25 protein-coding genes and 1 pseudogene are annotated in these 25,944 nt (G+C 65.7%); 12 read left to right on the top strand and 14 right to left on the bottom strand.

Annotation, left to right across the window (positions count from 1 at the left end; translation table 11 throughout):
• Positions 1 to 200: CDP-alcohol phosphatidyltransferase family protein (locus tag RUU78_RS24985; RefSeq protein WP_313920562.1), on the bottom strand; the 200-nt coding region annotated here is incomplete at its 3' end.
• Between the two features lie 488 nt (positions 201 to 688).
• Here RUU78_RS24985 and RUU78_RS24990 point away from each other — a divergent pair.
• Both RUU78_RS24990 and RUU78_RS24995 read left to right on the top strand, forming a co-directional pair.
• Positions 689 to 1,120, top strand: coding sequence for a DUF4124 domain-containing protein (locus tag RUU78_RS24990; RefSeq protein ID WP_313920564.1), 432 nt, complete (start codon positions 689 to 691; stop codon positions 1,118 to 1,120).
• A gap of 7 nt (positions 1,121 to 1,127) precedes the next feature.
• Positions 1,128 to 1,454: a DUF4124 domain-containing protein gene (locus tag RUU78_RS24995; protein WP_313920565.1), complete on the top strand. Its 327-nt coding sequence runs from the start codon at positions 1,128 to 1,130 to the stop codon at positions 1,452 to 1,454.
• A gap of 79 nt (positions 1,455 to 1,533) precedes the next feature.
• Here the strand turns inward: RUU78_RS24995 and RUU78_RS25000 are convergent, their stop codons facing one another.
• Positions 1,534 to 3,231: a proline--tRNA ligase gene (locus RUU78_RS25000; RefSeq protein WP_313920566.1), complete on the bottom strand. Its 1,698-nt coding sequence runs from the start codon at positions 3,229 to 3,231 to the stop codon at positions 1,534 to 1,536.
• Between the two features lie 110 nt (positions 3,232 to 3,341).
• The gene (locus RUU78_RS25005; RefSeq protein ID WP_313920568.1) at positions 3,342 to 4,205 is read right to left on the bottom strand and encodes a hypothetical protein; all 864 of its coding nucleotides are present in this window, start codon (positions 4,203 to 4,205) and stop codon (positions 3,342 to 3,344) included.
• A gap of 257 nt (positions 4,206 to 4,462) precedes the next feature.
• Between RUU78_RS25005 and RUU78_RS25010 the strand changes: the two genes are divergently transcribed.
• Positions 4,463 to 4,783, top strand: a complete 321-nt coding sequence (locus RUU78_RS25010) for an H-NS histone family protein (RefSeq protein WP_313920569.1) — start codon at positions 4,463 to 4,465, stop codon at positions 4,781 to 4,783.
• Positions 4,784 to 4,805: 22 nt separating this feature from the next.
• Here the strand turns inward: RUU78_RS25010 and RUU78_RS25015 are convergent, their stop codons facing one another.
• On the bottom strand, positions 4,806 to 6,044 hold the full coding sequence (locus RUU78_RS25015) for a threonine/serine exporter family protein (RefSeq protein WP_313920571.1): 1,239 nt from the start codon (positions 6,042 to 6,044) through the stop codon (positions 4,806 to 4,808).
• A gap of 57 nt (positions 6,045 to 6,101) precedes the next feature.
• On the opposite strand from RUU78_RS25015, the gene RUU78_RS25020 reads away from it, so the two are divergent.
• On the top strand, positions 6,102 to 6,980 hold the full coding sequence (locus RUU78_RS25020) for a DMT family transporter (protein ID WP_313920573.1): 879 nt from the start codon (positions 6,102 to 6,104) through the stop codon (positions 6,978 to 6,980).
• A 99-nt stretch (positions 6,981 to 7,079) separates the two neighbouring features.
• On the opposite strand, the gene RUU78_RS25025 is transcribed toward RUU78_RS25020, so the two are convergent.
• The 3 genes from RUU78_RS25025 to RUU78_RS25035 form a co-directional block, all read right to left on the bottom strand.
• Positions 7,080 to 7,652, bottom strand: coding sequence for an alpha-ketoglutarate-dependent dioxygenase AlkB (locus RUU78_RS25025; protein ID WP_313920602.1), 573 nt, complete (start codon positions 7,650 to 7,652; stop codon positions 7,080 to 7,082).
• 57 nt (positions 7,653 to 7,709) lie between these two features.
• A complete protein-coding gene (locus tag RUU78_RS25030) occupies positions 7,710 to 8,927 on the bottom strand; it encodes a CaiB/BaiF CoA-transferase family protein (protein ID WP_313920575.1) in 1,218 nt (405 codons plus the stop codon).
• Between the two features lie 93 nt (positions 8,928 to 9,020).
• Positions 9,021 to 10,439, bottom strand: a complete 1,419-nt coding sequence (locus RUU78_RS25035) for an amidase (RefSeq protein ID WP_313920577.1) — start codon at positions 10,437 to 10,439, stop codon at positions 9,021 to 9,023.
• 225 nt (positions 10,440 to 10,664) lie between these two features.
• Here RUU78_RS25035 and RUU78_RS25040 point away from each other — a divergent pair, with 225 nt between their 5' ends.
• The 4 genes from RUU78_RS25040 (at position 10,665) to RUU78_RS25055 (ending at position 14,622) form a co-directional block, all read left to right on the top strand.
• Positions 10,665 to 11,462, top strand: coding sequence for a GntR family transcriptional regulator (locus RUU78_RS25040; RefSeq protein ID WP_313920578.1), 798 nt, complete (start codon positions 10,665 to 10,667; stop codon positions 11,460 to 11,462).
• A 276-nt stretch (positions 11,463 to 11,738) separates the two neighbouring features.
• Positions 11,739 to 13,343, top strand: a complete 1,605-nt coding sequence (locus RUU78_RS25045) for an electron transfer flavoprotein-ubiquinone oxidoreductase (RefSeq protein ID WP_313920580.1) — start codon at positions 11,739 to 11,741, stop codon at positions 13,341 to 13,343.
• A gap of 35 nt (positions 13,344 to 13,378) precedes the next feature.
• Positions 13,379 to 13,993, top strand: a complete 615-nt coding sequence (locus tag RUU78_RS25050; RefSeq protein WP_313920582.1) for a hypothetical protein — start codon at positions 13,379 to 13,381, stop codon at positions 13,991 to 13,993.
• Between the two features lie 110 nt (positions 13,994 to 14,103).
• Entirely contained in the window at positions 14,104 to 14,622 is a 519-nt protein-coding gene (locus RUU78_RS25055; protein WP_313920584.1) for a demethoxyubiquinone hydroxylase family protein, read from the top strand.
• Between the two features lie 8 nt (positions 14,623 to 14,630).
• Here the strand turns inward: RUU78_RS25055 and RUU78_RS25060 are convergent, their stop codons facing one another.
• The 4 genes from RUU78_RS25060 to RUU78_RS25075 all read right to left on the bottom strand — a co-directional run bounded on the left by RUU78_RS25060 (position 14,631) and on the right by RUU78_RS25075 (position 19,347).
• A complete protein-coding gene (locus RUU78_RS25060) occupies positions 14,631 to 15,017 on the bottom strand; it encodes a VOC family protein (protein WP_313920585.1) in 387 nt (128 codons plus the stop codon).
• Between the two features lie 205 nt (positions 15,018 to 15,222).
• Positions 15,223 to 18,096 carry a PKD domain-containing protein gene (locus RUU78_RS25065; RefSeq protein WP_313920586.1) on the bottom strand — a complete coding sequence of 958 codons (2,874 nt, stop codon included), beginning with the start codon at positions 18,094 to 18,096 and terminating at the stop codon, positions 15,223 to 15,225.
• A gap of 253 nt (positions 18,097 to 18,349) precedes the next feature.
• Positions 18,350 to 18,784: a hypothetical protein gene (locus RUU78_RS25070; protein ID WP_313920587.1), complete on the bottom strand. Its 435-nt coding sequence runs from the start codon at positions 18,782 to 18,784 to the stop codon at positions 18,350 to 18,352.
• Positions 18,781 to 19,347: a sigma-70 family RNA polymerase sigma factor gene (locus RUU78_RS25075; protein ID WP_313920589.1), complete on the bottom strand. Its 567-nt coding sequence runs from the start codon at positions 19,345 to 19,347 to the stop codon at positions 18,781 to 18,783. The genes RUU78_RS25070 and RUU78_RS25075 overlap by 4 nt, the downstream gene beginning before the upstream one ends.
• Before the next feature lie 162 nt (positions 19,348 to 19,509).
• On the opposite strand from RUU78_RS25075, the gene RUU78_RS25080 reads away from it, so the two are divergent.
• Positions 19,510 to 19,854 carry a hypothetical protein gene (locus RUU78_RS25080; RefSeq protein WP_313920591.1) on the top strand — a complete coding sequence of 115 codons (345 nt, stop codon included), beginning with the start codon at positions 19,510 to 19,512 and terminating at the stop codon, positions 19,852 to 19,854.
• Between the two features lie 67 nt (positions 19,855 to 19,921).
• The gene (locus tag RUU78_RS25085) at positions 19,922 to 20,701 is read left to right on the top strand and encodes an MmcQ/YjbR family DNA-binding protein (RefSeq protein ID WP_313920592.1); all 780 of its coding nucleotides are present in this window, start codon (positions 19,922 to 19,924) and stop codon (positions 20,699 to 20,701) included.
• A 47-nt stretch (positions 20,702 to 20,748) separates the two neighbouring features.
• Here RUU78_RS25085 and RUU78_RS25090 read toward each other — a convergent pair whose 3' ends face one another.
• Genes RUU78_RS25090 through RUU78_RS25100 form a run of 3 tightly spaced genes read right to left on the bottom strand, consistent with a single transcriptional unit; the run spans position 20,749 to position 23,416 of the window.
• Positions 20,749 to 21,690 (bottom strand): M23 family metallopeptidase, encoded by a 942-nt coding sequence (locus RUU78_RS25090; RefSeq protein ID WP_313920594.1) that lies wholly within the window; start codon positions 21,688 to 21,690, stop codon positions 20,749 to 20,751.
• Entirely contained in the window at positions 21,687 to 23,150 is a 1,464-nt protein-coding gene (locus RUU78_RS25095; RefSeq protein ID WP_313920595.1) for a hypothetical protein, read from the bottom strand. The genes RUU78_RS25090 and RUU78_RS25095 overlap by 4 nt, the downstream gene beginning before the upstream one ends.
• A 20-nt stretch (positions 23,151 to 23,170) precedes the next feature.
• Positions 23,171 to 23,416: a hypothetical protein gene (locus RUU78_RS25100; RefSeq protein ID WP_313920597.1), complete on the bottom strand. Its 246-nt coding sequence runs from the start codon at positions 23,414 to 23,416 to the stop codon at positions 23,171 to 23,173.
• A gap of 253 nt (positions 23,417 to 23,669) precedes the next feature.
• On the opposite strand from RUU78_RS25100, the pseudogene RUU78_RS25105 reads away from it, so the two are divergent.
• Together RUU78_RS25105 and RUU78_RS25110 are read left to right on the top strand one after the other, a co-directional pair.
• Positions 23,670 to 24,131, top strand: a pseudogene (locus tag RUU78_RS25105) (IS3 family transposase); the annotation flags it as partial.
• A gap of 237 nt (positions 24,132 to 24,368) precedes the next feature.
• The gene (locus RUU78_RS25110; protein ID WP_313920600.1) at positions 24,369 to 25,520 is read left to right on the top strand and encodes a glycosyltransferase; all 1,152 of its coding nucleotides are present in this window, start codon (positions 24,369 to 24,371) and stop codon (positions 25,518 to 25,520) included.
• The last annotated feature ends 424 nt before the right edge of the window (positions 25,521 to 25,944 follow it).

Raw genomic sequence — 25,944 nt, forward strand, 5'->3', positions numbered from 1 at the left:
TTGGTCAGTCGCGCGACCCGGCCTTCCAGACCGTCTAGCAGCGCGGCGATTAAGACCGCCATGGCGGCCTCCTGAGGCCGCCCGGCCAGCGCGACGATGATCGCGTAAAAGCCGGCGAACATGGCCCCGGTGGTCAGGAGGTTGGGCAGCAGATAAATGCCGCGGTGCGGCTTGCGGCGCGGACTTTCGCTGGATTCCATGCCTGTGCCTCGTGCGGAATTGGGAAAGCTTGCGGGATCGCCGCGTCCGCGCCAAGTCCTCAGACCGCCGGCGCGGCCGTAGGCGGCGTGGACGTCGTCGACAAACAGCCACCTGCCTCATTCTCGATCGGATGGCGCGCACGGAAAGCGCTGCCTCAGCGTACCGGCAATGCCCCGCCCGTGTGCTCGAAAACGGTGGTTTCCGGAGATTCGTCGTTGGCGCGGCCTTCCGCACTCGCCGCTCGAGCGTCCTTCAAATCTCCGTCGCCGGCCCGATCGGCAGTCGAGGCCTTCCCTCGTCGGATCGCTTCGGCAAACCGTCTCGCGCTGCGCCCGAAGCACGGTTGAATGGCTGTCCAAGGATTTGCCGGATTTTGCTGCCGTGCTGCACAGTACCGCGGCGCAACGGCTTGTATCGTGGGAACAACAGTGCTATCCAATACCTACGATCGACCCGCGCCGTTTCCTGCGCGACCACGGAGCCCCTTATGAAAGCCATCCAAGTCGCCTTCGGCCTGCTCGCAGCAGTTGCCGCGACTGCCGGCCATTCCGCTGACAAAGTGTACAAATGGAAGGACGCCAACGGCGTCGTTCATTTCTCGGATGCGCCACCGCCCAAAGGCACCGAGTTCAACAACGTCAGAATCGTCAATCAGAATACGGGGATCACTCAGACGGAACCGCAGACTCCGCCCCCCACGGGCGATGCGGCCGCCAGTGCTCCCACTGCCGACGCCAGCAACGCCGCGCGTTGCGCATCCGCGCAAAAACGCGTCAGCCTGCTCTCCAGTAACCAATTGCTGACCGTGCAACGGGACGGGAAGACGGTCGAACTGGGTGCAGCGGACCGAGCCGCGGAACTTAATATCGCTCAAGCGACGGTCGCTTCGCTGTGTTCGCCTCAAGGCGACAGCCAGTAATCCCGCAGTGACTCGCACCGTCGCCGGACTGCTCGCGCTGCTGGCGGCGGCTGCAGCCGTCTGGTGGTATTTCGCGCCGCAGACACTGCCGGTCGCGATACGTCATGCCGCACCGGTGTCTCCGAATGCGCAGACCGCATCGCCGACGCTGTACAAATGGCGCGATGCGAAGGGCCGGCTCAACGTGACAGATGTCCCTCCCACGGACCGTCCCTACGAGTCCGTACGCTACGATCCGAACACAAACGTCGTACCCGGCTACCGCAGTCCGTCCGCCGCAGGCGCCGCGGAAAACCGTCCCGTTCCGCCTGATCCGGCAAAGCAATCGCGTTAGGGACCCCTCGGAAAACGGCAGCAATCCCGTAGATGGCGCGATGCGCCATTTCACGCATCGCCACCCTGCGCATGCCGTTTCAGGCGAACAGCGCCAGCACCTCGTCCCGGCTGAGCTGGCGGCTTTCGGTCTCGCGCCGCGCGCGATATTCGAATGTGCCGGCGGCCACGCCGCGCTCACTGATCACGACGCGGTGCGGAATGCCGATCAGTTCCATGTCGGCGAACATACCGCCCGTGCGCAGGCCGCGGTCGTCGAGAACCACCTCGACACCGCGCGCGCCAAGCTCGGCGTACAACGCGTCGGCGACCGCCGCCACGTTGGCATCCTTCTTTGGATTGATCAGGCACAGCGCGACGCGCCACGGCGCCATGGGTTCGGGCCAGATGATCCCAGCAGCATCGAAGTTCTGCTCAATCGCGGCCGCGACGATGCGGCTGACGCCGATGCCGTAGCAGCCCATGCTCATGACCTGATTCTTGCCGCCCTGGTCGACCACCGTGGCCTCCAGTGCCTCGGCGTATTTCTGGCCGAGCTGGAAGACGTGGCCGACCTCGATGCCGCGTGCGATACGGATAGCACCCTGGCCGTCGGGCGACAGATCGCCGTCGACGACCTTGCGCAGATCTGCCACACGCGTGATCTGCGCATCGCGTTCCCAGTTCGCACCGCGGTAGTGCGTACCGTCCTGGTTGCCCCCACAGACGAAGTCTGCGAGCACGGCCGCGCTGCGGTCGACGATGACCGGGATCGACGCCGGCAGACCGATCGGACCAATGAAACCGGGCTTGCAGCCGAGCGCCTTGATGATCTCGGCCTCGTCGGCGAGCGTCGACTCACCGGCCAGTTCGGCCAGCTTGCCGGCCTTGACCTCGTTGATCTCGTGGTCGCCGCGCACGCACAAGGCGACGAGGCCGTCGACACCGCGCACGATGATGGTCTTGATGCAGGCCTCGGGCGCCACCGCAAGGAACGCCGAGACGTCTTCGATGGTCTTCTGCGTCGGCGTCGCGACGCGCTCCAGCGTCGCACCCGCGACCGGTCGTGCCTGCGTCGGCGCGAGCGCTTCGGCCTTCTCGACGTTCGCCGCATAGTCCGAGCCGTCGCTGAACGCGATCGCATCCTCGCCCGAATCGGCCAGCACGTGGAATTCGTGCGTAACGTTTCCGCCGATCGCGCCCGCATCGGCCTGCACGGCGCGGAACTTCAGCCCCAGACGCGTGAAGATGCGCCCGTAGGTCTCGTACATGTTCCAGTATTCGCGTTCCAGGCACTCCGCGCTCAAATGGAAGGAGTACGCGTCCTTCATGAGGAATTCGCGCGCGCGCATGACGCCGAAGCGCGGTCGGATCTCATCGCGGAACTTGGTCTGGATCTGGTAAAAGTTCAGCGGCAGTTGCTTGTAGCTGTGCAGCTCGGCACGGGCGAAGTCGGTGATGACTTCCTCGTGGGTGGGGCCGAAGCAGTATTCCGCGTCCTTGCGGTCCTTGATCTTGAGGAGCTGGCCGCCGAATTTCTCCCAGCGCCCGGTTTCCTCCCACAGCTCGCGCGGCTGCACTGCGGGCATCAGCACTTCGATCGCGCCGGCGCGATTCATTTCCTCGCGCACGATGCCCTCGACCTTGCGCAGTACGCGCAGCCCCAGTGGGCTCCAGGTGTACAGGCCTGCCGCAAGCTTGCGGATCATGCCGGCGCGCAGCATCAGCTGGTGGCTGACGATTTCGGCGTCGGCGGGGACTTCCTTGACGGTAGCGAGATGGAACGAGCTCAGGCGCATGGCGACGGACTGCAGGCGGAAAAGTCCGTGATTCTATGCGTTCCGACGCAATTGCCGAAACACGCGGCCGCTTGTCCAGGCCGGCGCGCGCCGCGAAGGCCGCGGCGGCACTATTTGTCCTTCTTGACCAGCCCGCGCAGTTTGTCGAAGAACGAACCGCCCTTGACCTGATCGACGACCTTGGTCAACTTGCCGGCCAGCCCCTGCTGACGCTCCATCTCGGCCAGCTCCTCGCGTTGGCGCTGCGACATCTGCGTTTCCCAACGGCGCTTGAGCTCCTCCTGCTGCACCTTGGTGCGCAGTTGCTTGCGGTAGTCGTCGGGCAGCGCCTCACGAAACAGGTTGTTCTGCTCGCGCGCGATGTAGCGGCCAATCTCGTCGTACAGCGATTCGTTGAATTGCTCGCCGGTAACCGTCTTGGTCTGCTGGCCGCCCATCTGGTCGAAGTTGCTGAACTGCATGCGTACGGCACCAGAATCCGCGTCGGCGCTGAATACGGCCGCAAGGACGATGCGTCCGCGCGCCTTGACGGTCGCCGCGAGCACTTCGCCGTTCGCATCCTTCTTGGTGATGGCCACACCGCCGATGTGGAAGCGCTGGAACGTGCCGGCGACAGACTTGACCTTGGTCGAGCCGAGTATTTCGACGCTGGGACACTCGTCAGTCACGATCGGGCACGGAAACGACAGCTTGATCTCCTTGGAGGCAGGCTGGCTCGTGATCTTCAAGTCGTACTCGTGCTCGACCTGCAGCACCAGATCGCCGTAGCCGGCGAGCGGGTAGCGAAACGTTTTCCGGGGCTTGATGAAGCTCAGATTCTGCGTGAGCTTGGACAGGTATTCGTGCAACGCCGCCATGCCCGGCTCAAGCTGCGTGCGATAGACCGCTTCGCGCTCCTGTTTCGCGCGATCCTGGTCGTCGGCACCCGCCTTGCGCCGCTGCGCTTCCTGTTCGAGATCGTCCAGCAGACCCACTGCTCACCCCTGAGACGTAGAAAAAACAACCCGCCCCGCCCCGCAACAAGGCCCATAGTATCCGGTATAGCGGGTTTAAGGCACCCGGTCGGGAGCGGCGCCACGGCCGCGGCCAGCTCGACCGACGAAGGAATATTTTGCGCTAGAAATCTGTTTTGGCACAAAATCGCGTTTCAGGGATCAACACCGAGGCTCGCACACACCGCTACGACGGCGGCGTTGTGCCGTCGTCTCGGCGGCAAGGGCACAAGGACCACATGGCCATCGACCTCGATCTCGACTCTCTCAGTTCCCAACAGCTGACCGACCTCATCGCCCAGGCCAATCAACGTCAGCAGGAAATGCAGCGCGAACATGCGGCCGAGGTGCGTGCCCGCCTGGTCTGCCTCGCGCGCGAGGAAGGCTTCACGATCGAAGAACTGTTCGGCCACATCCCCACGCGCAAGCGCACGGTGAAACCCAAATACCGCAATCCCCTCGCGCCGAACCAGACCTGGACCGGCCGTGGCAAGCGGCCGCGCTGGTTCAGTGCCGCGCTGCAGGCTGGCGTGCGCGAAGCGGACCTGCGCATCGGGTGAGGCGCTTTCCCGACAGCCCCTGCTACAGGCTGCGCCGCGGCGGCACCAGCAGATCGCCGAACAACAATCCTGCAACTAGCGAAACGAGGATGGTGATCAGCGAGAACGCCGTGTCGACGCCGAGAAACACATCGCGCTCGAACACGAACGACAGGCTCTTGAAGCCGACGCTGCCGGGCACCAGCAGGATGATGCCGGGCTCGCGGATCACCGCACCGGGCCGCTGGTACCAGGTCGCGTAGAGATTGCTGACGGCGCCGACGCCGAGCCCGGCGATGAACACACCGAACTCGGGTCCGAACTGCGCGCCGCCGAGCCTCGTGAGCGCGTAGCCGAACATTACGGAGCCGACCACGATCAGCCCGTCGCGCGGCGCGCTGCGGAACAGGACGGCGAACGACAGCGCGCCGGCCACCAGTCCGGCCCACTCCACCCACAACGGTACCGGCGGCAGTATCTCGACGGCGGGCACGACCCCGAGCACGCGGCACAACTGTGTTGCCGCGACCGCGCCGAAAGTCAGCTTGAGCAAGGTCGCCGTCGCGCCGGCCATGCGCGCGACGCCAGATACCAGGTGCTGGCTGGACAGTTCGCGCACGGCCGTGGTCAGGGTCATGCCCGGTAGCAGCACAATGAGACTCGCCAGCACGACCGCATTCAAGGTCAGCGGCGCGACGTAGGCACTGAACAGGGTCGCGATCAGCGTGACCAGCAGCGCCGACAACGCCTCGAAGCTGTTGGACAGACGCGGGCGGCGCTCTGCGGCAAGCGCCAGCAGGCCAATGAGCCAGCCGAGCAGCGCGACGACAACCAGATCCATCCACGAGGCCTTGAGCAGGGTCGCGACGCTGGCCGAGGCCACACCGAAGCTCAACACCGTGAGCCCGCGCGTGCGCCGGCTCGGCGGCCGCCCGAGTTCGAGCAGTTGGCGATACCCTTTCTGCAGATCGAGGCTGCCGTCGATGACGCGGTCGGCGATCTCGTCCACCGCACAGAGCCGGCGCAGGTTCACTTCGCCGGGCGCGAGACGGATGACCTGGGTGAAATCGGCGACCGAGTCCAGCTCATGATTCTGCTCGGCGAACGACAGCACGATCGAGGTCGGCGTCGAAAGTACGTCACAGACCAGTCCGAGACGCGCACTGACCTTGCCGATCGCTTCTTCCAGGCGTGGCGCCGCCGTGCCGTATTCGTGCAGACGCCGCGCAAGCGCGATGACGAACCCGACGCGTTCCTTGAGCGAGGCCGAACGGTCGTTCATGCACGGGCTCGGCGATAATCGTCCGCTTGGCCGCGGCAGCATTCGGGATGTAGGTGCATGGGTCTGGGTGAGGCGCTGGCGATCTTGAGTGCATTGGCCTGGTCGGCCGGCGTGATTATCTACAAACACCTCGGCGAAACGATCGCCCCGGTGCGTCTGAACCTTATGAAGAACCTGCTGGTGCTCGGCTTCCTGCTGCCCAGCCTCGCGTTCTTCGGCGGACCGCCGCCGCAGCTGAGCACGGCGGAACTCGCGATTACGCTGCTGTCGGGCATGCTCGGCATCGCCGTCGCCGACAGTATGTACCTCACCGCGCTCAATCGCCTCGGCGCGGGACGCATGGGCATCCTCGGCAATTTCTACAGCCCGTTCGTGATCCTGCTGTCGTTCCTGTTCCTTGGTGAACGCCTGGGGCCGTTGCAGTTGCTCGGTTTCGCGCTGGTGACGAGTGGCGTGCTCGTGGTCAGCGCGCGCTCGTCCGGTGAACCCGCCGAGCGACGCGAACTGCGCCGCGGATTGCTGCTCGGCGTCGGCGCCATCGCGCTGATGGCCGTGGCCATCGTGCTGGTCAAGCGCGTTCTGGAAACCCAGCCGCTGATCTGGATGGTCGCGCTGCGCATGCTCGGCGGCATTGGCGGCCTGTTGCTGATATTCGCGCTCAAGCGCGAGCTGCCCTGGCCGGGCCACGCCGAACGCGCGAAGATCCGCTGGCCCGTCGTGCTGGTCGGCGCACTGGTCGGGCAATACCTCTCGATGCTGCTGTGGCTGGGCGGATACAAGTACACCAGCGCATCGGTCGCGGCGATCCTCAACGAGACCACGTCCATCTTCATCGTGATCCTCGCCGCGGTGTTCCTGCACGAAGCGCTGACCCGGCGCAAAGTGCTCGGCGTCGCGCTGACGATCGCCGGCGTGACCTGCATGCTGCTGGCATAGCGATCAGCGGCGCGTGGACAGGATTGCGAGACAGGTGAGTTGGCCGCGTCGCGAAACGCAACTCCGCTGACTCGTTCCTCACTTCTCCTGCTTCGTTGCTCACCCCGCCTCTACGCAGCGAAAGGTCAGGTTGAGGCGTGGCTCTGAAACACGCAGCGCGCGCGGCAAATCATGACGATAGTGGCGCTGGGTCGCACCCGACATCACCAGCAGACTGCCGGCCGGCAGATCCAGCTCCAGACGCAACGCAGGATCGCGCTTGTGGCGCAGGCGGAAACGCCGCGTCGCGCCCAGGCTCAGCGACGCGATCGTCGGCTCGGCGCCGAGTTCGGGCTCGTCGTCGCTATGCCAACCCATGCTGTCGCGCCCGTCGCGATAGAGATTGCACAGCACGCTGTTGAAATCCTGCGCGCAGCAGTCACGCAACGCCGCGCGCAGTGCGGCCAGCCGCGGCGTCCACGGGCGCGGCTCGAAGCGCGTGCGCGAGTAGGTATAGACCGCATCGGCATCGCCGATCCAGCACGACAGCCGCGGTGATGCAAGCGTGCGGCCGAAGATCTTCAGGTGATGCTGTTCCCAGGCGATTTCCGCGCGTAGCTGCGCGAACAGCACGACCGGGTCGGCGAGCAGGTCAGTCGCGAAACGCAGTGTCGCACCGGGCAGCAGGGGCAGCGCCTGCCAGCGCGGCGGCTGCCACCGCAGCGTTTCCAGGCTCGAACCCGTCACTGGTCAGGACTCCGCGACGGTACTGCCGCCAATGACGCCGCGCGCGCGCAGATCCGCGCGCGCCGCCGCATCGAAGCCGAGTTCAGCGAGGACCGTGTCGCTGTGCTCGCCCAGCGCCGGCGGCGGCAGTGGGGCGAGTTGCGGCTGTGCATCGCGCCGCAGCGGGTTCGCGATCTGCGGCACGCTGCCCCAGCGCGGATGCGGCTGCTCGACGTGCAGCCCGCGCGCATGGACCTGGGAATGCGCGAAGACGGCGGCGAGATCGTTGACCGGTCCGGCCGGAACGCCGGCCGCGGCGAGACGATCCAGCCATTCCTGCGTCGTCGCGACCGCCAGACGCGCGCCTATCGCATCGCTAAGTGCGTCGCGCGCAGCGACGCGCGCCGCATTACTCGAAAAGCGCGCATCCCCAGCGAGTTCAGGCAACGCGGCGGCGGCGCAGAAGCGGCGGAACTGGTCGTCGTTGCCGACCGCCAGCATCAGATGTCCGTCTGCCGTCGCGAACGCCTGGTACGGCGCGATGTTCGGATGCGCGCTGCCGTGACGTGAAGGCACCTCGCCGCCGACGAGGTAGTTCATGCCCTGGTTCGCGAGCCACGCGACCTGGCAATCAAACAGCGCGAGATCGAGCCGGCTGCCGCGGCCCGTGCGTGTGCGCTCGTGCAACGCGGCGAGGATCGCGCTGCTCGCATACATGCCGCACATCAGGTCGCTCACCGCGATACCGACCTTCATCGGTTCGCCGCCGGCGGCGCCGGTCAGCGACATCAGGCCGGCCTCGGCCTGGATCATCGCGTCGTAACCCGCACGCGAGGCGTTCGGACCGTCCTGGCCGAAGCCCGTGATCGAGCAGTAAACGAGGCCCGGATTCAGCGCGCAGAGACTATCGGCATTCAGCCCGTAGCGCGCCAGTGTGCCGGGCAGGAAATTCTCCACCAGCACGTCGGCATCCGCGGCGAGGCGGCGCAGGATGTCCTGTCCGTCGCGCGTCGTGAAATCCAGGGCCAGGGAGCGCTTGCCGCGATTGCAGCAAAGAAAATACGCAGCGACCGCATCGCCGTCGGCCCCGCAGAGGAACGGCGGCCCCCAGTGGCGCGTGTCGTCGCCGCTGCCAGGTTTCTCGATCTTGAGCACGTCGGCGCCGTAGTCGGCCAGCAACTGTGTGCACCATGGACCGGCGAGGATGCGGGAAAGATCGAGGACGCGAAGACCGTTGAGCATGGGACGTCAGAAAACCAGGGGAGAAAAGTGAGAACACAGTGGTCGGCGGTAGCAGGGACGCCACCGCCGCGCTTACTCGTTTCTCACTCTTCTTCACTCATTTCCCGCCCCCGCCGGATAGTCCGGCGTCGCGTCGAGCGCCGCGGCGCAGACCTCGGCCAGTTCGAGCAGGCGCAGATCCGAACCCGGCGGACCGACGAACTGCAGGCCCAGCGGCAGGCCCTTGCTCGTGCGCCCCATCGGGATGCTGACCGCGGGGCAGCCAGCCAGGCTCGCGAAACTCGTGAACTGTGCCTGCTCGGCGGGTTCGGGCTCGTCCAGCCGCGCCGCTGCGCAGGGCGTGGTCGGCAGCACCAGCACGTCGACCTCGGCGAACACGCGCCGCGCCTTGAGCACCGACGCGTCGAGCATGCGGTCGGCGACGACATAGTCACTCGCGGACCTGGCCGCGGCGAAGTCGAGCAGCGCGCGCAGTTCGGCCGAGATCGGGCGTGCGGTGTCGGCCAGATCTTCGGCAAAGGTATGCCGCATCTCAGCCTCCATCAGCAGCAGGCCGGCGCGGCGCGCCTTGGCGAATGCATAGTCTGAGAAATCGGTTTCGCACTGCTCGCCGAGTTCCTGGCGCAGGCCGGCGATGGCCTGCTCGAACGCCGCGAGCACCTCGGGCCGGGTGCCGAGGCCCACCAGGTCGCGAGGGATGCCGCAGCGCAGGCGTCCAGGCTCCCAGTCGGGCGGCGCCAGCGCGACGCGGCGCTTGCGCGAGCGCGGATCTTCCGCGTCGTAGCTTGAAAGCACATGCAGCAGCACGGTCAAGTCGTCCACGCTGCGCGCGATCAGGCCGATCGTGTCCAGCCGCCGCGCCGCCGGCACGAGGCCGCGCGCGGAGATTTCGCCATGCGTGGGCTTGAGCGCGAACACGCCGCAATGGCTGGCCGGTATGCGCACCGAGCCCAGGCTGTCCGAGCCGATCGCTGCGACGCACAGGCCCGCTGCCACGGCAGCTGCCGCACCGCCGGACGATCCGCCGACGCCGTAATCGCGGTGCCAGGGATTGCGCGTCGCACCGTAGTGCGGATTGTTGGTCGATGCGCCCAGTACGCCTTCGTCGAGATTGGTCTTGCCAAGGACCACGGCGCCGGCGCCGAGCAGCCGCGTGATTGCCGCCGCGTCGGTCGTGGCGACGCGCTCGCGACGGCCCGGCAGGCCGGCCGTCGTCACCCAGCCGGCGACGTCGATGTTGTCCTTGATCGCCACCGGAATGCCGTCGAGCCGCCCCAGCATGCGTCCGCTCGCGCGGCGCTGCGCGCTCGCTGCGGCCTGCGCCCGCGTCGTCGCCGGATCCAGGCCGATATAGGCATTCAGACCGGCATTCCCCGCCTCGATCGCGGCGAGATAGACCTCGCTGAGCTGCACGGCGTCGATGCGGCCCGAGGCCAGCCAGTGCAGCGTCTGGCACGTGCTGGCCGAGCGTACGCGTACGGCATCCAGTTCGGTCGACGACGACATATTCATCCACACCTCCATGTCCACTCGGGTCGGTCAGTCCGGTCGAAAACCACGAATTCAGCCGCGTCGGGAATGGTCGGCGCGCGCCATCCCTGAGCCGACCGCTGCGATTCGGCCGACTAGCCTCGGCGTATATGCCGTTTTAAGCAAGTCACCGCGCAGTATTTTTGCTGCCGGAACGTTAGGATTCCGCGTACGCCCCGACCCGCAGCCTGGAACGCCGCAACCTCCATGAACGACAGCCAGCGTTCCGATCCGCCCGCCGCTGCCCCGCGCCGCGGACTGCGCTCTTCGCGCAAGCCGCGCTACATGCAGGTCGCCGACGAACTGCGCGACGAACTCAAGCGCGGCGACCATCCTGTCGGTGGCATGCTGCCCACCGAGGCGCAGCTCTGCGAGCGCTTCGGCATCAGCCGCTACACCGCGCGCGAGGCGCTGCGCACGCTGGAGGAAATGGGCCTGATCGCGCGCCGGCGCGGCTCCGGCACCAAGGTCCGCAGCGCCGAGCCGCAGGTGCGCTACAACCAGTACGTGCGCTCGATCGACGACCTGCTGCAATACACCCAGGCCACGCGTTTCCAGCTGCGCCACAGCGACCGCCTGATCGCCGACGCGACCCTGGCCGGCTGGCTCGACGTGCGCGCCGGCACCGAATGCGTGCTGCTGCACGGCATCCGCTATCAGCGCCGCATGCTCAAACCGTTCTGCATCACCGACGTCTATCGCCGCGCCAGCATGCAGGGCCTACCGCCCGGTTTCGCGCGCGTGGAAGATGCGATGCGCGCGCTGATCGAGGGCGAGCTGTTCGCCCGCGTCGGCCTGGTCGAGCAGAGCCTGTCCGCCGTCGCGCTGGACGCCGAGCAGGCCGACCAGCTCGAGGTCGAACCCGGCACACCGGCGCTGCGCACACTGCGGCGCTATTTCGATCCGAAGAACCGCATCCTGCTGGTCGCCGTGACGCTGCATCCCGGCGACGTGTTTTCCTACATCACGCGCTACGAGCGTTCGGATGTGATGCGCGGCGTCTGAGCACCACGCGACGCGATGCGACCACGCGCCAGCGCCCCGGAGGCAAGCGATATCGCCAGATTTCTTCCGGCGCCCGTCTTCGAGCAAGGCTGCTCAGGGCGCGAGTGATTCCTCCCCGGTGAAACCGCAGCCGGGCCAGCCGTATTCCCGTCGCCGGACCCACGCGTTCGCGTGCGCCGATCTTTCCCTGAGCACGCGATCGGGCCGCCACGCATTGCCCACCCCCTCCCGAACCCCGACAATCGCGGTCTTTCTCGTCTCTAGCCGGAGTCCGCCATGAGCGAACGCGATGTCATGGAATACGACGTGGTCACCGTAGGCGCAGGCCCGGCCGGTCTCGCCTTCGCCATCCGCCTCAAACAGCTCAAGCCCGACATCCGCGTCTGCGTCATCGAGAAAGCCTCCACCGTCGGCGCGCATATCCTGTCGGGCGCGGTGATCGAACCCGAGCCGCTCAACGAACTGCTGCCCGAATGGGGTAAGAATCCGCCGCCGATCTGCGTGCCGGTGACCCGGGACGAGTTCTACTGGCTGCGCGACAAGGAGCGCGCGGTAAAGCTGCCCGTGGTGCCGCCGCAGATGCACAACCACGGCAATTTCATCGTTTCGCTCGGCGCGTTGTGTGCCTGGCTCGCGCCGCAGGCCGAGGCGCTGGGCGTGGAGATCTATCCGGGCTTCGCCGCGGCCGAGCCCCTTTTCAATGAGGCAGGCGCGGTCTGCGGCGTACGTATCGGCGACATGGGCGTGGCCAAGGACGGTTCGCACAAGCCCGGCTATACGCCGGGCATCGACATCACCGCGCCGGTCACCGTGCTCGGCGAAGGCGCACGCGGCCATCTCTCGAAACAACTGATCGCGAAATATGCGCTGGACAAGGACTGCGATCCGCAGACCTGGTCCATCGGCATCAAGGAACTGTGGCAACTGCCGCCGGGCCGCGCCGAAGCCGGCAAGGTCGTGCACACGCTGGGCTGGCCGGCCGACAACGCCACCTACGGCGGCAGTTTCATCTATCACCTCGACAAGGATCGCGTCGCGATCGGCTACGTCGCGGGACTCGACTACTCCGACCCGCTGCTCTCGCCGTTCGAACTTTTCCAGCAGCTCAAGAACCATCCGTCGGTCAAGCCGCTGCTCGAAGGCGGCAGCATCCTGTCCTACGGCGCGCGCGCGCTCGCCGCGGGCGGCTGGCAGTCGCTGCCCAGGTGCGAGATGCCCGGCGCGCTGCTGATCGGCGACGCCGCCGGCCTGCTCAACGTGCCGAAGATCAAGGGCACGCACCAGGCGATCCGCTCGGGCATGCTCGCCGCCGAACACATCGCCGCGACCGGCGTACCCGAAGGCTGGGACGCGAAGCTGCGCGCTTCGGCCGTCGCGAAGGAACTGCACAAGGTCCGCAACATCAAGCCGGGTTTCCACAAGGGACTGTGGTTCGGCCTGGCCAACGCCGGCTGGGAGACGCTGACCGCCGGCCTGTCGCCGTGGACCCTGAAGAACCACGCCGACTGGAAGCAGCTCCACAAGATCGGCGAATACGAACAGCCCAAGCGCGATTTCCTCGAACGCACGCTGCCGCCGCGCGACCGCCTGGCCTCGGTGTATTTCGCCGCGACCGAACATGACGAGGACCAGCCCGTGCACCTCAAGGTGCTCGACACGGACATCTGCGTCACGCGCTGCGTCGAGGAATACCAGAACCCGTGCCAGCGCTTCTGCCCGGCCGCGGTCTACGAGATCGTCGACGACGCCGCTGGCAAGCGCCTGCAGATCAACGCCGCGAACTGTGTGCACTGCAAGACCTGCGACATCAAGGATCCGTACCAGATCATCACCTGGGTCACGCCAGAGGGCGGCGCGGGGCCGAACTACCAGAACCTGTGAGGCGCCGCAGCAGCTGGGGCCGCAAGCGGAGCGGATTGCGCTGGACGCGTGTGCTCGCAAACACGGCAGTGTTCGCAGCCGGCGTTGCGGCGGTGCTGCTGTGGCAATGGCCGCGGGAACCGGCCCCAGTCGCCACGTTGCAACCGACGCCGGCAAACACGCTTGATCTGCGCGACGCGAGTATCCGTCTCGCATTCGCGCGGCTGGCCGGCAGCCCGCGCGCCGGAGGTGTGGATGCCGATTATTCGCTGCTGCACCGCTGCACACCCGGTATGCCTGACACTTATGCCGTACTGAAATCGTGGTCGTTCGAGCGCAACGAGTACGTCGAGCTTCGCCGCAACCAGGGAGACGCAGGCGCAATCGCGTGGCACTGGCACGGTTTCCGCGCGGGCCGGGCCGTGCCGCATGCCGTCGGTGTCGACGACATCGCCGCGATCGAAGCCGAGTTCCTCGCACTGACGCACGCCCGCGTCGAACCGATCCGTAGCATCGAAGCGTTCGATGGCGGCAGCATGACGCTTGAGTTCTGCCGTGGCGGCCAGTACGGCCTTTTCCTGCGCTCCAACGTCTTTGAAGACGCCGATGACCGACGTGTGCTTGATCTCGGGTATCGGCTACTTGCGCTCGCCGGGCTTCCACCAGATTGACCTGCGACAACTCGCCGGCTCGCGCACCGCGAGGACGCGACGTAATCTGCACGCGTCGTCTTCGCTGCCGTAGCGCCTACGCCTTGCACGCATCGCCCCCTATTCGCACCGTGTGGCCCGCCGACATTCAGCGCACGATCCGCGTGAACCAGTCCGGCGAATTCGGCGCGATCGGGATCTACCAGGCGCAGCACTGGATCGCGCGACTGACCTGGCCTCAGGGCATGGCGCTCATCGATGAGATGCTCGCGCACGAGCGTGAACATCTGGCGATTTTTTCAACGCTGCTGGAACGACGCGGCATCCGCAGCTGCTACGCGTTGGGACTGTGGCGGATCGGCGGCTGGTCACTCGGCGCCATCACGGCACTGTTCGGCAGAAACGGTATCCTGATCTGCACACGTAGCGTCGAGACCACGGTGCTGGCGCATCTGGCCGAACAGCGGCAACGCATCGGCGCACGCGACCCGGAGCTGATTGCCGCCATCGCCGCGATCGAGCAGCAGGAGCGCGAACACCGCGATCATGGCGCAGCACTGTCGACGCCGCCCGGACCGGCGCTGCGTTTGATTGAAGCGATGGCGTCGCGCGTAACCGCGTTCGCAATTTCACTGTCGATGCGCCTGTGACTCCGGCACTAGCCCGCTTCATAAAGCTCCAGCGGCAACCCATCCGGATCGCTGAAGAACACGAAGCGCCGACCGGTGTATTCGTCGATGCGGATTTCCTGCACAGCGACGCCGCGCGCTTCGATTTCACGCTTGCACGCAGCCACGTCGTCGACGGCAAAGCACAGGTGGCGCAGGCCGCAGGCTTCCGGATAGGACGCGCGCGGCGGCGGATCGGGAAACGAGAACAGTTCGATCTGGCCGCCGTCGGGCAGCGCGAGATCGAGCTTCCAGGAGTCGCGCGCCGCGCGATGGTGCTCGGCGATCACGCGCAGGCCGAGCACCTCGACATAGAAGCGTCGCGATGCGGCGTAGTCGGAACAGATGATCGCAGCGTGGTGCAGGCGCTTGAGCATGCGGAGCGGTTCGGAGGCGGCAGTCGCCATGGTCCCGTAGCGCAATGACGATCGGCAACCCCAGGTCGACCTCAACACGCCGTGTATCGCACCACGAGAACCGATTCGCGGCAAACACACCCCACCCAACCCTCCCCATCAAGGGGAGGGCTGAATAGCTCTCGGCTTGCTTGGCCTTAGAGCCAGGACATTTTGCCAGTCGCTCTTACGGCTCGAACCCGTTCCGGAACAGGATGTCGGACGTGAAGCTGCCGGTGATGGCCTGGTTGGTCAGCGATGAATACGCGAGCACGATGGCGAGGTAGGTGCCTGGGGCCGGCGGATTCGGGATGTTGCAGGTTTCGTTCGCGTTTGCGCCGGCCGACTCGCAGAGCGTCTCGTCGTTGAGCTTGATGGTCAGGTCGGCATCTTCGGTGCCCGGCCCTGTCGTGACGAAACTCAGGTTGGACGCACCCGGCGGCACGACGAGCGAATAGCGCAGTTCGTCATTCTGCGCGGCGCTGAGACCCGAAACGGTGACGCCGTTGACCAGCGGCGTCGGCGGCGCGAACAGGCGCACGACGCGCGAGAAGCTGCTGCTCGCGCCGTCGTCGTCGGTGACCGTCAGCACAGCCGTGAAGGAGCCGTAGGTCGCGTACGTATGGCTGGGATCGGCCGTCGTCACCGCGGGGCTACCGTCGCCGAAATCCCAGCTGTAGGAGGCGATGCTGCCATCGAAGTCGATCGACGACTCGTCGAACGTAGCCGTGCGGTCATTGACCGAATAGACGAAGTCCGGCGTCGGCGGTGCGTTGGCGCTGTTGCCGAGCACGACGCGCCAGGCACCGCGGCTGTAGGTGCCGGCGGTCAGCACGTGCGGTGCATCGTCGATTTCGAGATCGCTGACGACGACACCGAGCGGCAGGCCGGCCGAATACGCACTGAAGTTGTCGCCGCTGTCGGTACTTTCGTATACGCCGATGTCGGTCGCGACGAAGAGGCGGTTGGTATTGAGCGGATCGACCGCGACGCTGTTTGCCGGCACGTTAGGCAGGCCCGCGCCGGCTGCGGTCCAGGTCGTGCCGCCCGTGGTCGAGCGATAGAAGCGCGAGGCGCCGAAGCCCGAGCGCGTGATGAAGACGCGCTGCGCATTGGTCGGATCCATCGCGACGTCGGAGACGATGCCGCCGGGATAGTCGCCGGTGACGTTGGTGAACGTCGGCGTCGGAATCGAGGCATCGGGACTGAAGTAGATGCGGCCGCCCGAGGTGCCGACGTAGGTCGGCATCAGCACGCCGATCAGCTGCGGCGTGACGACCGACGCGGCGCTGCCCATGTTGGGCGAAACCGCGGTCCAGGTACTGCCGTTCGTGGTCGTGCGATACAGCGTATTGGACGAGGCAAACAGCAGGTTGCCGGCTATGGCCATCGGCGTCACCCAGGGAAAGGTCGACGAAGCCGTCATGCCGGTGCGCGGCATGAGCTCGAAGCTACCGAGACTGCCGCTCGCGTTGGAGCGCACGATGTTCGGCAGGTTGCTGCTCGGATAGCTGGTCTGGAACACGCGCGACGGCGTGGTCGGGTCGACCGCGTTCATGAAGCCGTCGCCGCTGGCGAAGGTCAGACCCCATTGCAGGCTGGTGCGGCGGCCCGACGAGCCGTTGTCCTGCGCGCCGCCGAAAACGATGTTGACGTCGTTCGGGTGTACGGCGATGTCGTAGAACTGCGTGATGTTGAGGTTGGAATTCATGTTCACGTACGACAGGCCGCCATCGTCCGAACGCCACAAGCCGCCGTCGGTGCCGACCCAGAAGCGATTCGGGTTGGTCTGCGAATAGCGCACGACGTGCGTGTCCTGATGCACTTTCTGCGACGTGCCCCAGGAGCTGGTCATGGCCGTCAGCGCCGTGCCCCCATTGATCGAGCGGTGATGGCGGATCGTGCCGAGCAGGATCGTCGACGGATCGGTCGGGTGCACGGCGAGGGTCAGGTTGTAGCTGCATTGGCCTTCGCAGGCTGCCGCGTTGGTCTGGCTCCAGCTCGAGCCGCCGTCGGTCGTGCGATACAGGCGCGTACCGATCAGCGCGTACAGCGTGTTGCTGTCGCTCGGCGACATGGCCAGACGCAGGCGCGAACCTGCCGGATTCAATCCGGTGCTGACGCTGGTCCAGGTCACGCCGCCGTCGGTGGACTTCGACACGCCGGTGTTGATGAGGCCCGCGTAGACCGTGCTGGTGCCCGGCACGAACACGATGTCCTCGACATTGGTGCTGAGCACGCGCGACCAGGTCAGGCCGCCGTCGGCGCTGCGGAACACGCCCGCACCGCTGAGCGCGCCGGTGGGTCCGCAGGTGCCGGCGCCGCCGGCAAGAACGACGCTGCTGTCGGTAGGCTGCACCGCGACCGCGTTGACGATGGACAGCGGCATGTCGGTCCCGCTGCCGCCGTTGCGCGCGCTCCAGCTCGCGCCGGCATTCTCCGAGAGAAACACGCCCTGGCCGAAATAGCCGGCGCAGCCGCCGCCGTTCTTGTCGCCAGTGCCGACCCAGACGCGGTTGGAATTGTTCGGATCCAGCGTCACCGCGCCGATCGGCAGCGTGCCGACCTGGTCGAAGACCGGCGTCCAGCTCGCACCGGCATCGGTGGTTTTCCAGACGCCGCCCGCGGCGCTGCCGACATAGACCGTATCCTCGTTGCCCGGCACCGGGGTGACCGCGTTGATGCGGCCGGCCACCTTGCCCATGATCCAGTCGGTCATGCTCATCGACGACGGGCCGACCGGCACCCAGGTTTCACCGCTGAGTTCCTGCGCCGGATCCTTGCTGCGACGCTGCTGCCTGAGCGCCTCCACCGACGCGGCACGCTCGCGCGACGCATCGGGATTCGTGCGCAGGCCGCGCGTGCGTTCGAACCACAGCTGACGCTGCTCGATCTGCCAGGACTCCTCGCGGCCCTCGCCTTGCTCGTGGCCTTCGCCATTCTCCAGGAGGTCTTCGATGTGCTTGGCCTCGTCGTGCGAAGCCAGGGCCGCGCCGGTGGGCAGCACCAGAAAACCCGCGAGCGCGCCCCACGCGCGCCAGCCGTGCATCGACTTGACCATGCCACTCTCCCCAGGAAGCATCAGGACCGCAGGACGCGGAACCGCTGACCGCCGATCGTAAGGCGGATCAGCGCCGGTCAACTAGACCGAAAGTCACGAACCCGTGGACGGATCGTTCAATTGGACGTGCGAATGACTGCCGCGGCGAATGGCACACGGCTCACGGATCAGCGGTTGCACGCGAAATGACGAAAAGGAATGAGAGACGAGTGGACGCGTGACGCTCTTCGCGCCCACGCGTTTCTCGCTTGTCTCACTGCTTTCCTGACGACGCGCCGCGCACCAGCGGCCAGCGCGCCGCGCCGATGCCGAGCAGCAGTAACAGTCCCCAGCCGTTGAACAGACGCGGCAGCGAGGGCAGCGCGGCGAGCAGTCCGGCGAGCCAGCCGGCCCCCTCCAGCATGAAGCCGGCCACGACCAGCGCCGACAGCACCAGCAGCAGCACGACGATCCAGCGCTGCGGCCAGCGCGCGTCGAGCAGGGCCGCACGCTCCGCGCGCCGCGCAATGCGACGCGCGAAGCCGGCGGGCAGACCGATGGGCAGCGGTTCTCGCAGCGCGCGCGCGACGAGGCGGTACGAAACGGGCACGGGCTCCGCATCGGCCCGACCGCCCTCGATGTCGAGAGCTCGCTGTTGCAGCGCCCACTCGTGTTCCTGTTCCGGCGACAGCGGCGGCAACGTCATCATGCGCACACTCCGAGGCGGTTCTGCAGCAATTCGCGCAGGCGCAGGCGGCTGCGGAACAGGTGGCTCTTGATGGTACCGGCCGGCAGGCCGCAGATCTGCGCGATCTCGGGGATGGCCAGTTCATCCAGGTGATACATCGTCAGCAGGGTGCGCTGCAGCGGCGGCAGCGCGTCGATCGCCGCATGCAGCCGCTCGCGCAGTTGCGCGTCGGCCCAGGCCGTCTCCAGATCGAAACCGTCGCTTTCCTGCAGCAAGGCCAGATCGGCCGCCTCGCCCGTGTCGGATTCGAGCAACGGCACCTGCTTCTTCTCGAGATGGCGCAGGCCCACCGCGTAGGCGATCCGGCCTATCCAGGATTTCAGCGCGCTCTCGTAGCGATACTGGTGCAGGTACTGGTGCACGCGCAGAAAGGTTTCCTGGCACAGCTCGCGCGTGTCTTCCGGATGGCGGACCAGGCGCTGGAGAATGTGCCAGCACAGTCCCTGATGTTCGGCGACGAGGCGCTCGAACGCGCCCGCGCGCCGCGCCAGCACGGCCTCGACCAGGACACGGTCGGCATTCATGGTCGGGGACAGTCCATGCGACGCAAGATACGGAATCCGCACAGGCGGTTGCAGCGGTGGCGGAAATTGGCGTCGGCGCGATGAAATTCCTTGCAACCGCCTGGCGCCGGCGCGTATCCCTTAGCCCGACCGGCCCTGCGGCCGACGCTTCGCGGAGTATCCATGGACCACCGAATGCTGGTGCCGATCGCCCTGTTCGGCAGCGTCGTCTACGTCATCAAGCTGCTGATCGACGCGCGCATGCGCATCCTGCTGCTGCGCGCCGGCGATCCGGAGGAGTTGCGCGCGCTGCTTCAGGCCGAAGCCGTCCAGCGCCGCCACGCCTCGCTGCGGTCGGGCATCACCCTGACCATGCTCGCGCTCGGCTTCGCGCTGATCCAGCTATTGGGCTGGGACGACATCACCCCGGGCGCGATCGCGGTGCTGGCCGCGGCCGTCGGCCTCGGCAATTTTGGCTACTACGCGCTGACCCGGCACGGCGGCCCCGCACCCGGTGCCCCACCCTGAAAACTTGCGGCGACGGCAGGCGCGTGCTGAGCTAGGCCGCATCGCCCCGCGCGCCGTACAAACCATCATGGCCAACGACATTCCGTCCGCAGTGCGGGAAATCTGCCTGTCGTTTCCCGAGGCCGAGGAATACCTGTCGCACGGTTCGCCGAATTTCCGCGTGCGCGGCCGGCCGTTCGCGAGCTATCTCGTCAACCACCACGGCGACGGCCGCGTCGCGCTGTGGCTGGGCTCACCGGCGGGCGCGCAGGAACACCATGTCAGCAGCGACCCGGAACATTTCTTCATCCCGCCCTACGTCGGCAAGTTCGGCTGGCTCGGTGTACATCTGGACAAAGGACTGGACTGGAAACGTATCGCCGGCCTCGCGCGCGAGGCCTACGAACGTATCGCGCCGCCCGCTCTGATCAGGGAGATCGGCAGGACCATCGTCATCGTGCCGCCGAAGCAGGCGCTGAGTGCCGAGGAACGCGATCCGCTGAACGCACCGGCACTGCAGAAACTGATCCGGCCGCTGCGCGAATTCTGCCTGTCGCTGCCCGAAGTCACCGAAGACCCGCGCTTTGGCGCGCCGTCCTGGCAGGCAGGCAAGCGCACGTTCGCGAACGCGTACCGCTACGACGGAAACCTCACGTTCGGTTTCTGGGTCAGCGTGGAGCAGCAAGGTCTCCATACCGTCGACCCGCGCTATTCGATTCCGCCGTACATGGGCCACAACGGCTGGATCGCACTGAAGGTCGGTGCAAAGCCGAACGCGAAAGAGATCCGCAGCCTGGCGCTGCACAGTTACCGCCATTTCGCGCTCAAGCGCATGCTCGCGAAACTCGACGCAACATCGCCGGCCTGAATGCGCAAACCAGGTTCGCCACCGACGTGGCGAACCCGGACCTGCAATTACAGCGATCCCGGCGCATCGCAGCCGGCAATGTTCGCCGAGAAATACCCGTTCGCGCGCACACGGAAGCCCGGCCCCATCACGACGCGCGTCTGTGCCTGCAGCGCTTCGCCGGCGCCGGACAGGACCTCGTGGTTCGGACCCGTCGTGATGACGTTGGCTTGCAGATGCCGCACGCTGCCCGCGCCCAGCACGATACCTGGCGCACTCGACGGATCGCAGTCGGCCGGACAGTTGGCCGCGACGATACCCTCGGTGCTGTCGAGCCAGATGCCGTTGCTGCCGCCGAGGCAGAATGCCGGCACACGGTTCTGCCGGTTGTAGTTGCTTGTCGTCGCGTCGCCGTCGTCGACGAGGAAGCCGGTGCTGCCGATCGAATCGATACCGTTGTGCGGCCGTGCCACCTCGAAATGCAGGTGATTGCCGCCGGCCAGCCCGATCCGGCCTTCCTGGCCGAGTACGGTCCCGCCCTGGATGAAGTCGCCGACCTGATGGCCTCGGCCGGTCACGCTGTTGGTCGGAAAATGGGTGTACTTCGTCCACTCGCCGTTGGGATGTTCCATCCACACATAATTGTTGCGGCAGCCACCACTGCAGGCTGGGTTGTCCTGACCACAGCAGACCGTCGTGGGTAGCGCGCCGCAGCTGGTGTTGTTGGTCGGGCACCACAGCGTGTTGTCGTCCTCGATGATGCGGATCCAGCCATCGGCCGCGGCGACGATGTTGTACGGGCCACCGCCGCGGCCGCCCATGTCGATGCGGTTGAGCGAACTCGGATGCGTGGTGTGGTCGTTGTTCGCGCCCACCGTCGTGCCGTTCTGGTACGGCACCCGGTAGCGGCCCTTGGATACGGGCAGCGAGCCGGCTTGCGCGAACGCGGCGTCCGCGGCCGCGAGCAGCGCGACGACGGCGAGCGCGATCGCAAGCGCGCGCGCGATCATGGCCGCGTCTCCGCACCGGTCAGGCGCTCACGCAGTCCCGCATTGTCCGCGCGCAGGCGCGCAAGGTCGCGATCCATCGCGATCATGTGCAGCGTGAGTTCCTCGATCTTCTGCAGCAGGCGGGTCTGCATCTCGCCGAGCGGCACGCCGGATTCAGCGATTCGCGCAGCCGACGGCACGTCCGGCAGATGGCCGTTGAGTTCGATGAACTGTGCGACTTCGGGCAGCGGCGCGAGGCGGTAGTCGTCGGCGAAGACGAAATCGGCCCAGCCCGACTCGACCACGATTTCCTTGGCGCGGATACTGCCGTTGACGCTGAGCGCGTAGCTGTTGTCCAGCGTCGTCGTACCGATGCCCACGCTTTGCGAGGCGCGGTCGAGTGTCAGCAGGTTGGTGGCGGCGCCATTGTTGAGCGTGCCGATGTTGAGGCGATTCAGGTCACCGTCCCAGCGCAGGAACGCGCCGCCGTCGAAGGCGCCGCCGCTGCGTTCGAGCAGCTGGATGCGCGCGGCATTGGCCGAGTTGTCGGTGGTGTCGTCGCGGACCTGCAGCACCGGATCGTTGGCCTGCACGACCAGCGCCGTGTTCGGCGTCAGCGTACCTACACCGAGCCGCTGCGCCACGCCGACATCGCCGGTGCCGTCGACGTTGAGGTAATTGGTGAAGGTGCTGGTTGCGGTGTTGTAGGCGCCGATCTGCATCACCTCGCCCTGGACCACGGCGATGTCGCCTTCGCTCGCGGTCGCGTTCTGCATCAGCAGCGCCGGCCCGGTCGCTCCGGTGTCGTTGATGTGCAATGTGGCCTCGGGCGTGGCGATATTGAGGCCGACCCGGTCGCGCGATGTGTAGGTATCGGTCGCGTTGGGCGTGACCCAGACCAGCGGACCGTGCGCCGTGGCGTTGGCCGCGTGCGCGGCCAGCGCGGCCGCGCCGTCGTCGTCGACCTCACAGCTGACCACGCCGTTGGACGCGATCACGCGTATCGAGGTGCCCACGGCGCAACTGCCGCTGATGCGACGCTGCACGCTGGCGCTGTCGATCTCGGTCGCCGAAATGCTGCCCGCGGGCACGCCCTGCGCATGCAGCGCGAACGGCGCGGCGGTGATCGCCTGGCGCGGATCGAGCACGGTATACGGATCGGCGCTCGCGCCCGGGCGCAGCGCAATCTGCAGCCAGCGCGCCTGCCCGGCGAAGGCCGGTGCGCCGAAATCCAGCGGCACCGTGAACACGCCATCGGTGATGGCCAGATCGTCGACGGTCTGGGTGACGCCGACCTGGCTGCCGCCGACGGCGGCATCGTAGAGGCGGAATTCCAGATCGTAGGGACCGTTCGCGGCGGCGCCGCCGTTTTCGAGCGCGCCCTGGTAAGTGAACGCGGTACCCAATGGTGCTGCGGTGACCGAGCCCGCGGCCGACAACGCGCCGAACAGCAGCGCGGCAAGAACAAGCGTAGTGCGCATGACCTTCTCCCAGAAATGGTTCATTCGAAATCGTTCGCGAAAATCACGTCGGTCCTGGCCGCGCCCGGCCAGAAGCCACCGCGCAGCACGAAGCCTGCGGCGCTCAGGGTCCCCGCATCGGGCTGGGCCACGCTGCCGCGCAGCACAAGCCCGCCGGCCGCGCTGCGGCCGCCGCCCCCGTCGATGGTGTAGTTCGCGATCTGCTGCGCCGCCGCCGGCATACCGGCGGCCAGGGCGAGCGAAGTGACAAGCAGTCTTCGATGCATATGAGCCTCCCGTGGTGGTGCCACTCCACGTACGGCGGCGCGAACACGCACAGCTCAGCCGTGCGAGTTCCATTTCCTGATGGGGCGATAACGGGGGGGAATAGGTGATGCGGGATGCGGCCGGCTCACTCAATCACGGCTGCCACGGTCATCCATCACGGCGGTTCGCTCGCTACCCCATGGAATCCGGCTTCGATAGGAGATACACATCAGGCGACAACGACCTTGACGCACGCCGCATGCTGCCGGCCACAAGCCCGCACTCCAAGGCGACAACGGTGCGAGCCTCAAAGCCACGACCGTGCGGGCCGTGCTTCACTGGCTGTGTATCGCTCCGTCGTATTCGCTTCCGCGGGCCAGTGACGACAACGCCTGCGTCGCGTCGCTGTTCCGCACCGCCAAATACCGGCCGGGCTATCCCGGCGGCGGCTTCACCGATCCGGATCAGGCACCACGCCTGGCATCCAACTTTGTCCACTGGTATAACATCTATCATTGGCAGAGCGGCATCGGCCTAGTCGCGCCTGCACAGCGCCACGCCGGCCAGGATCGTGCGCTGCTACACAGCCGCGATGTGCTCTACCAAGCCGCGCGCGAACGGCATCGACGTCGCTGGAGCGGGACTGCGCGCGACTGGAAGCCGACCGACCTTGTGACGCTCAATCCCGAGCGTTCCGGCAACTTGGCACTCTGCCCGAAAAAGGCCATGGCATAGCTTCGACAGGAGTGAACATCAGGCGACAACTACCTTGGCGCGCGCCGGATCGGCCACGTCCCGCCTGCAGAAACAGAAGCTACTTACCGTGCGAAAGCCGCCGAGCAGCAGCGGGCGGCGTGACTCAAACAAAACAGCCTCCGGAAATCCCGGGGCGGTTCGATCTACTCGTCGGCCGGATCCCCGCTGACGCTTTGCAGAGCCATTGACGGTGCATTGACCAAAAAGGTGGACGAGATGATCAACACCCAACCGCTGCCAGTCGACATCCATGTCGTGTACGCCTGTGATCGTGGGTATCTTCAATACCTGGCGGTTTCGATCAGATCGCTCATTGATGCCTTCGAAACGGGGAGCCACCGAAACACTCATTGCCTCAACGTACATGTTGTCATCGTGGGTTTTGCCGATGATGACAGAGCATTGTTGAAACGCATCGCGCAGTCGGAAACTGCTCAGGTGAAGCTGACGCTCGTCGACTATGAGTTGACGAATCGCTACCCGGACGCCCTGTACCCGCACATTGAACTGGTTACCCTGAAGTATCGGTTTCCGGAGCTTCTCACCAATATCGATAGAGTGATCTGGATCGACGCTGACACATTGGTCCTTTCAGACATCACGGAGCTGTGGGATTGCGATCTTGATGGTCACTGGATAGGCACCACGAATTGTGTCCTGACCGATGCGTCACTGAAGATCTACCAAATCACGTCGAGAGGGTTCTTCTGGTCTGCCGAAAATACGATCAATGCTGGAGTAATGGTCCTTGATCTGATGCAGATGCGCACGTTGAACGTACAACGGGTTCTTGAGGCCTGGACGTACAAGTTTCGGAAAGTGCTCTCGCTTCCAGAGCAGGAGGCCATCGCGTTCAACTATCCCGTCCGAAAGATTCTCGACCATAAATGGAATTGGCGGGGAGCGCTGAGAGAAAGCGAACCGTATTGGGCCGCAGGCTCAGCGCAAGAGCGAAAAGACTACTCGGCCATTCGCCCAGCCATCGTGCATTTGCAGGCCGATTTCCGCCCGCACAATATGATCATCAATACTGAATTCTTTTCCCTGTGGAACAGAATTCATCAAGCGTTGGATCTTCCATCCACACAACCAAAACCTGTGCCATTTATGGTGTTCGTGTATTTGATGGCGTGCGGAAGCAACGTTTCTCTCAGGAAAGCGCGCTGGTTTTTCGTGATGGCTGTTCTCAACTTCCCGCTAGCCCTTTGGTGCCTGCTTCCGTACCTCCGGTATCGCCGAGATCCGGAGAGATTCAACTTCCCCGGAATATCGGACCACCAAAGGACGACCGCGGAGGCCATCACGGAACGACGTACGCCTTGTGCGGAGAAGGGATTCGTGGATCTGGCATCGAAACGCAGAATATGATTTCGGCAATGGTCCCGGTGTCCGCCTGGGCAGTTGAGTAGCGGTTAGTCAAACAGAGGATGTCAGGGACACCTTTGGGAATATCACGAACACCAGGAAACCGGAAATATCTGGAAATATCAGGGACACCCACAATCCATTTGCTTCACTTATTTGTCCGACGCTTGAGTCGAGGGATGAGGTTGATGCAGCGCCGTCAGGAAGGCCTGAGCTGCCGCGAACAAAGCGCGTTACTCCAAGTCAAGCGAACACCATCCCCATCCAACCCTCCTACCCATTGGGCGTTCAGAACGATGAGAACCTGCAGTTCTGAGCCTTCTTTCTTCACCCCCTGAAAGGGGATGGCTTTTGACGATGGTTAGACACAACGACTAGCAGGCTGTTGAGAATCGCGCCTTTTTCACTGCCGCGATAGAGCCGGTCA

The organism is Tahibacter sp. (genome assembly GCF_032229445.1).
In the GTDB taxonomy this organism is placed as follows: Bacteria; Pseudomonadota; Gammaproteobacteria; order Xanthomonadales; family Rhodanobacteraceae; genus Tahibacter.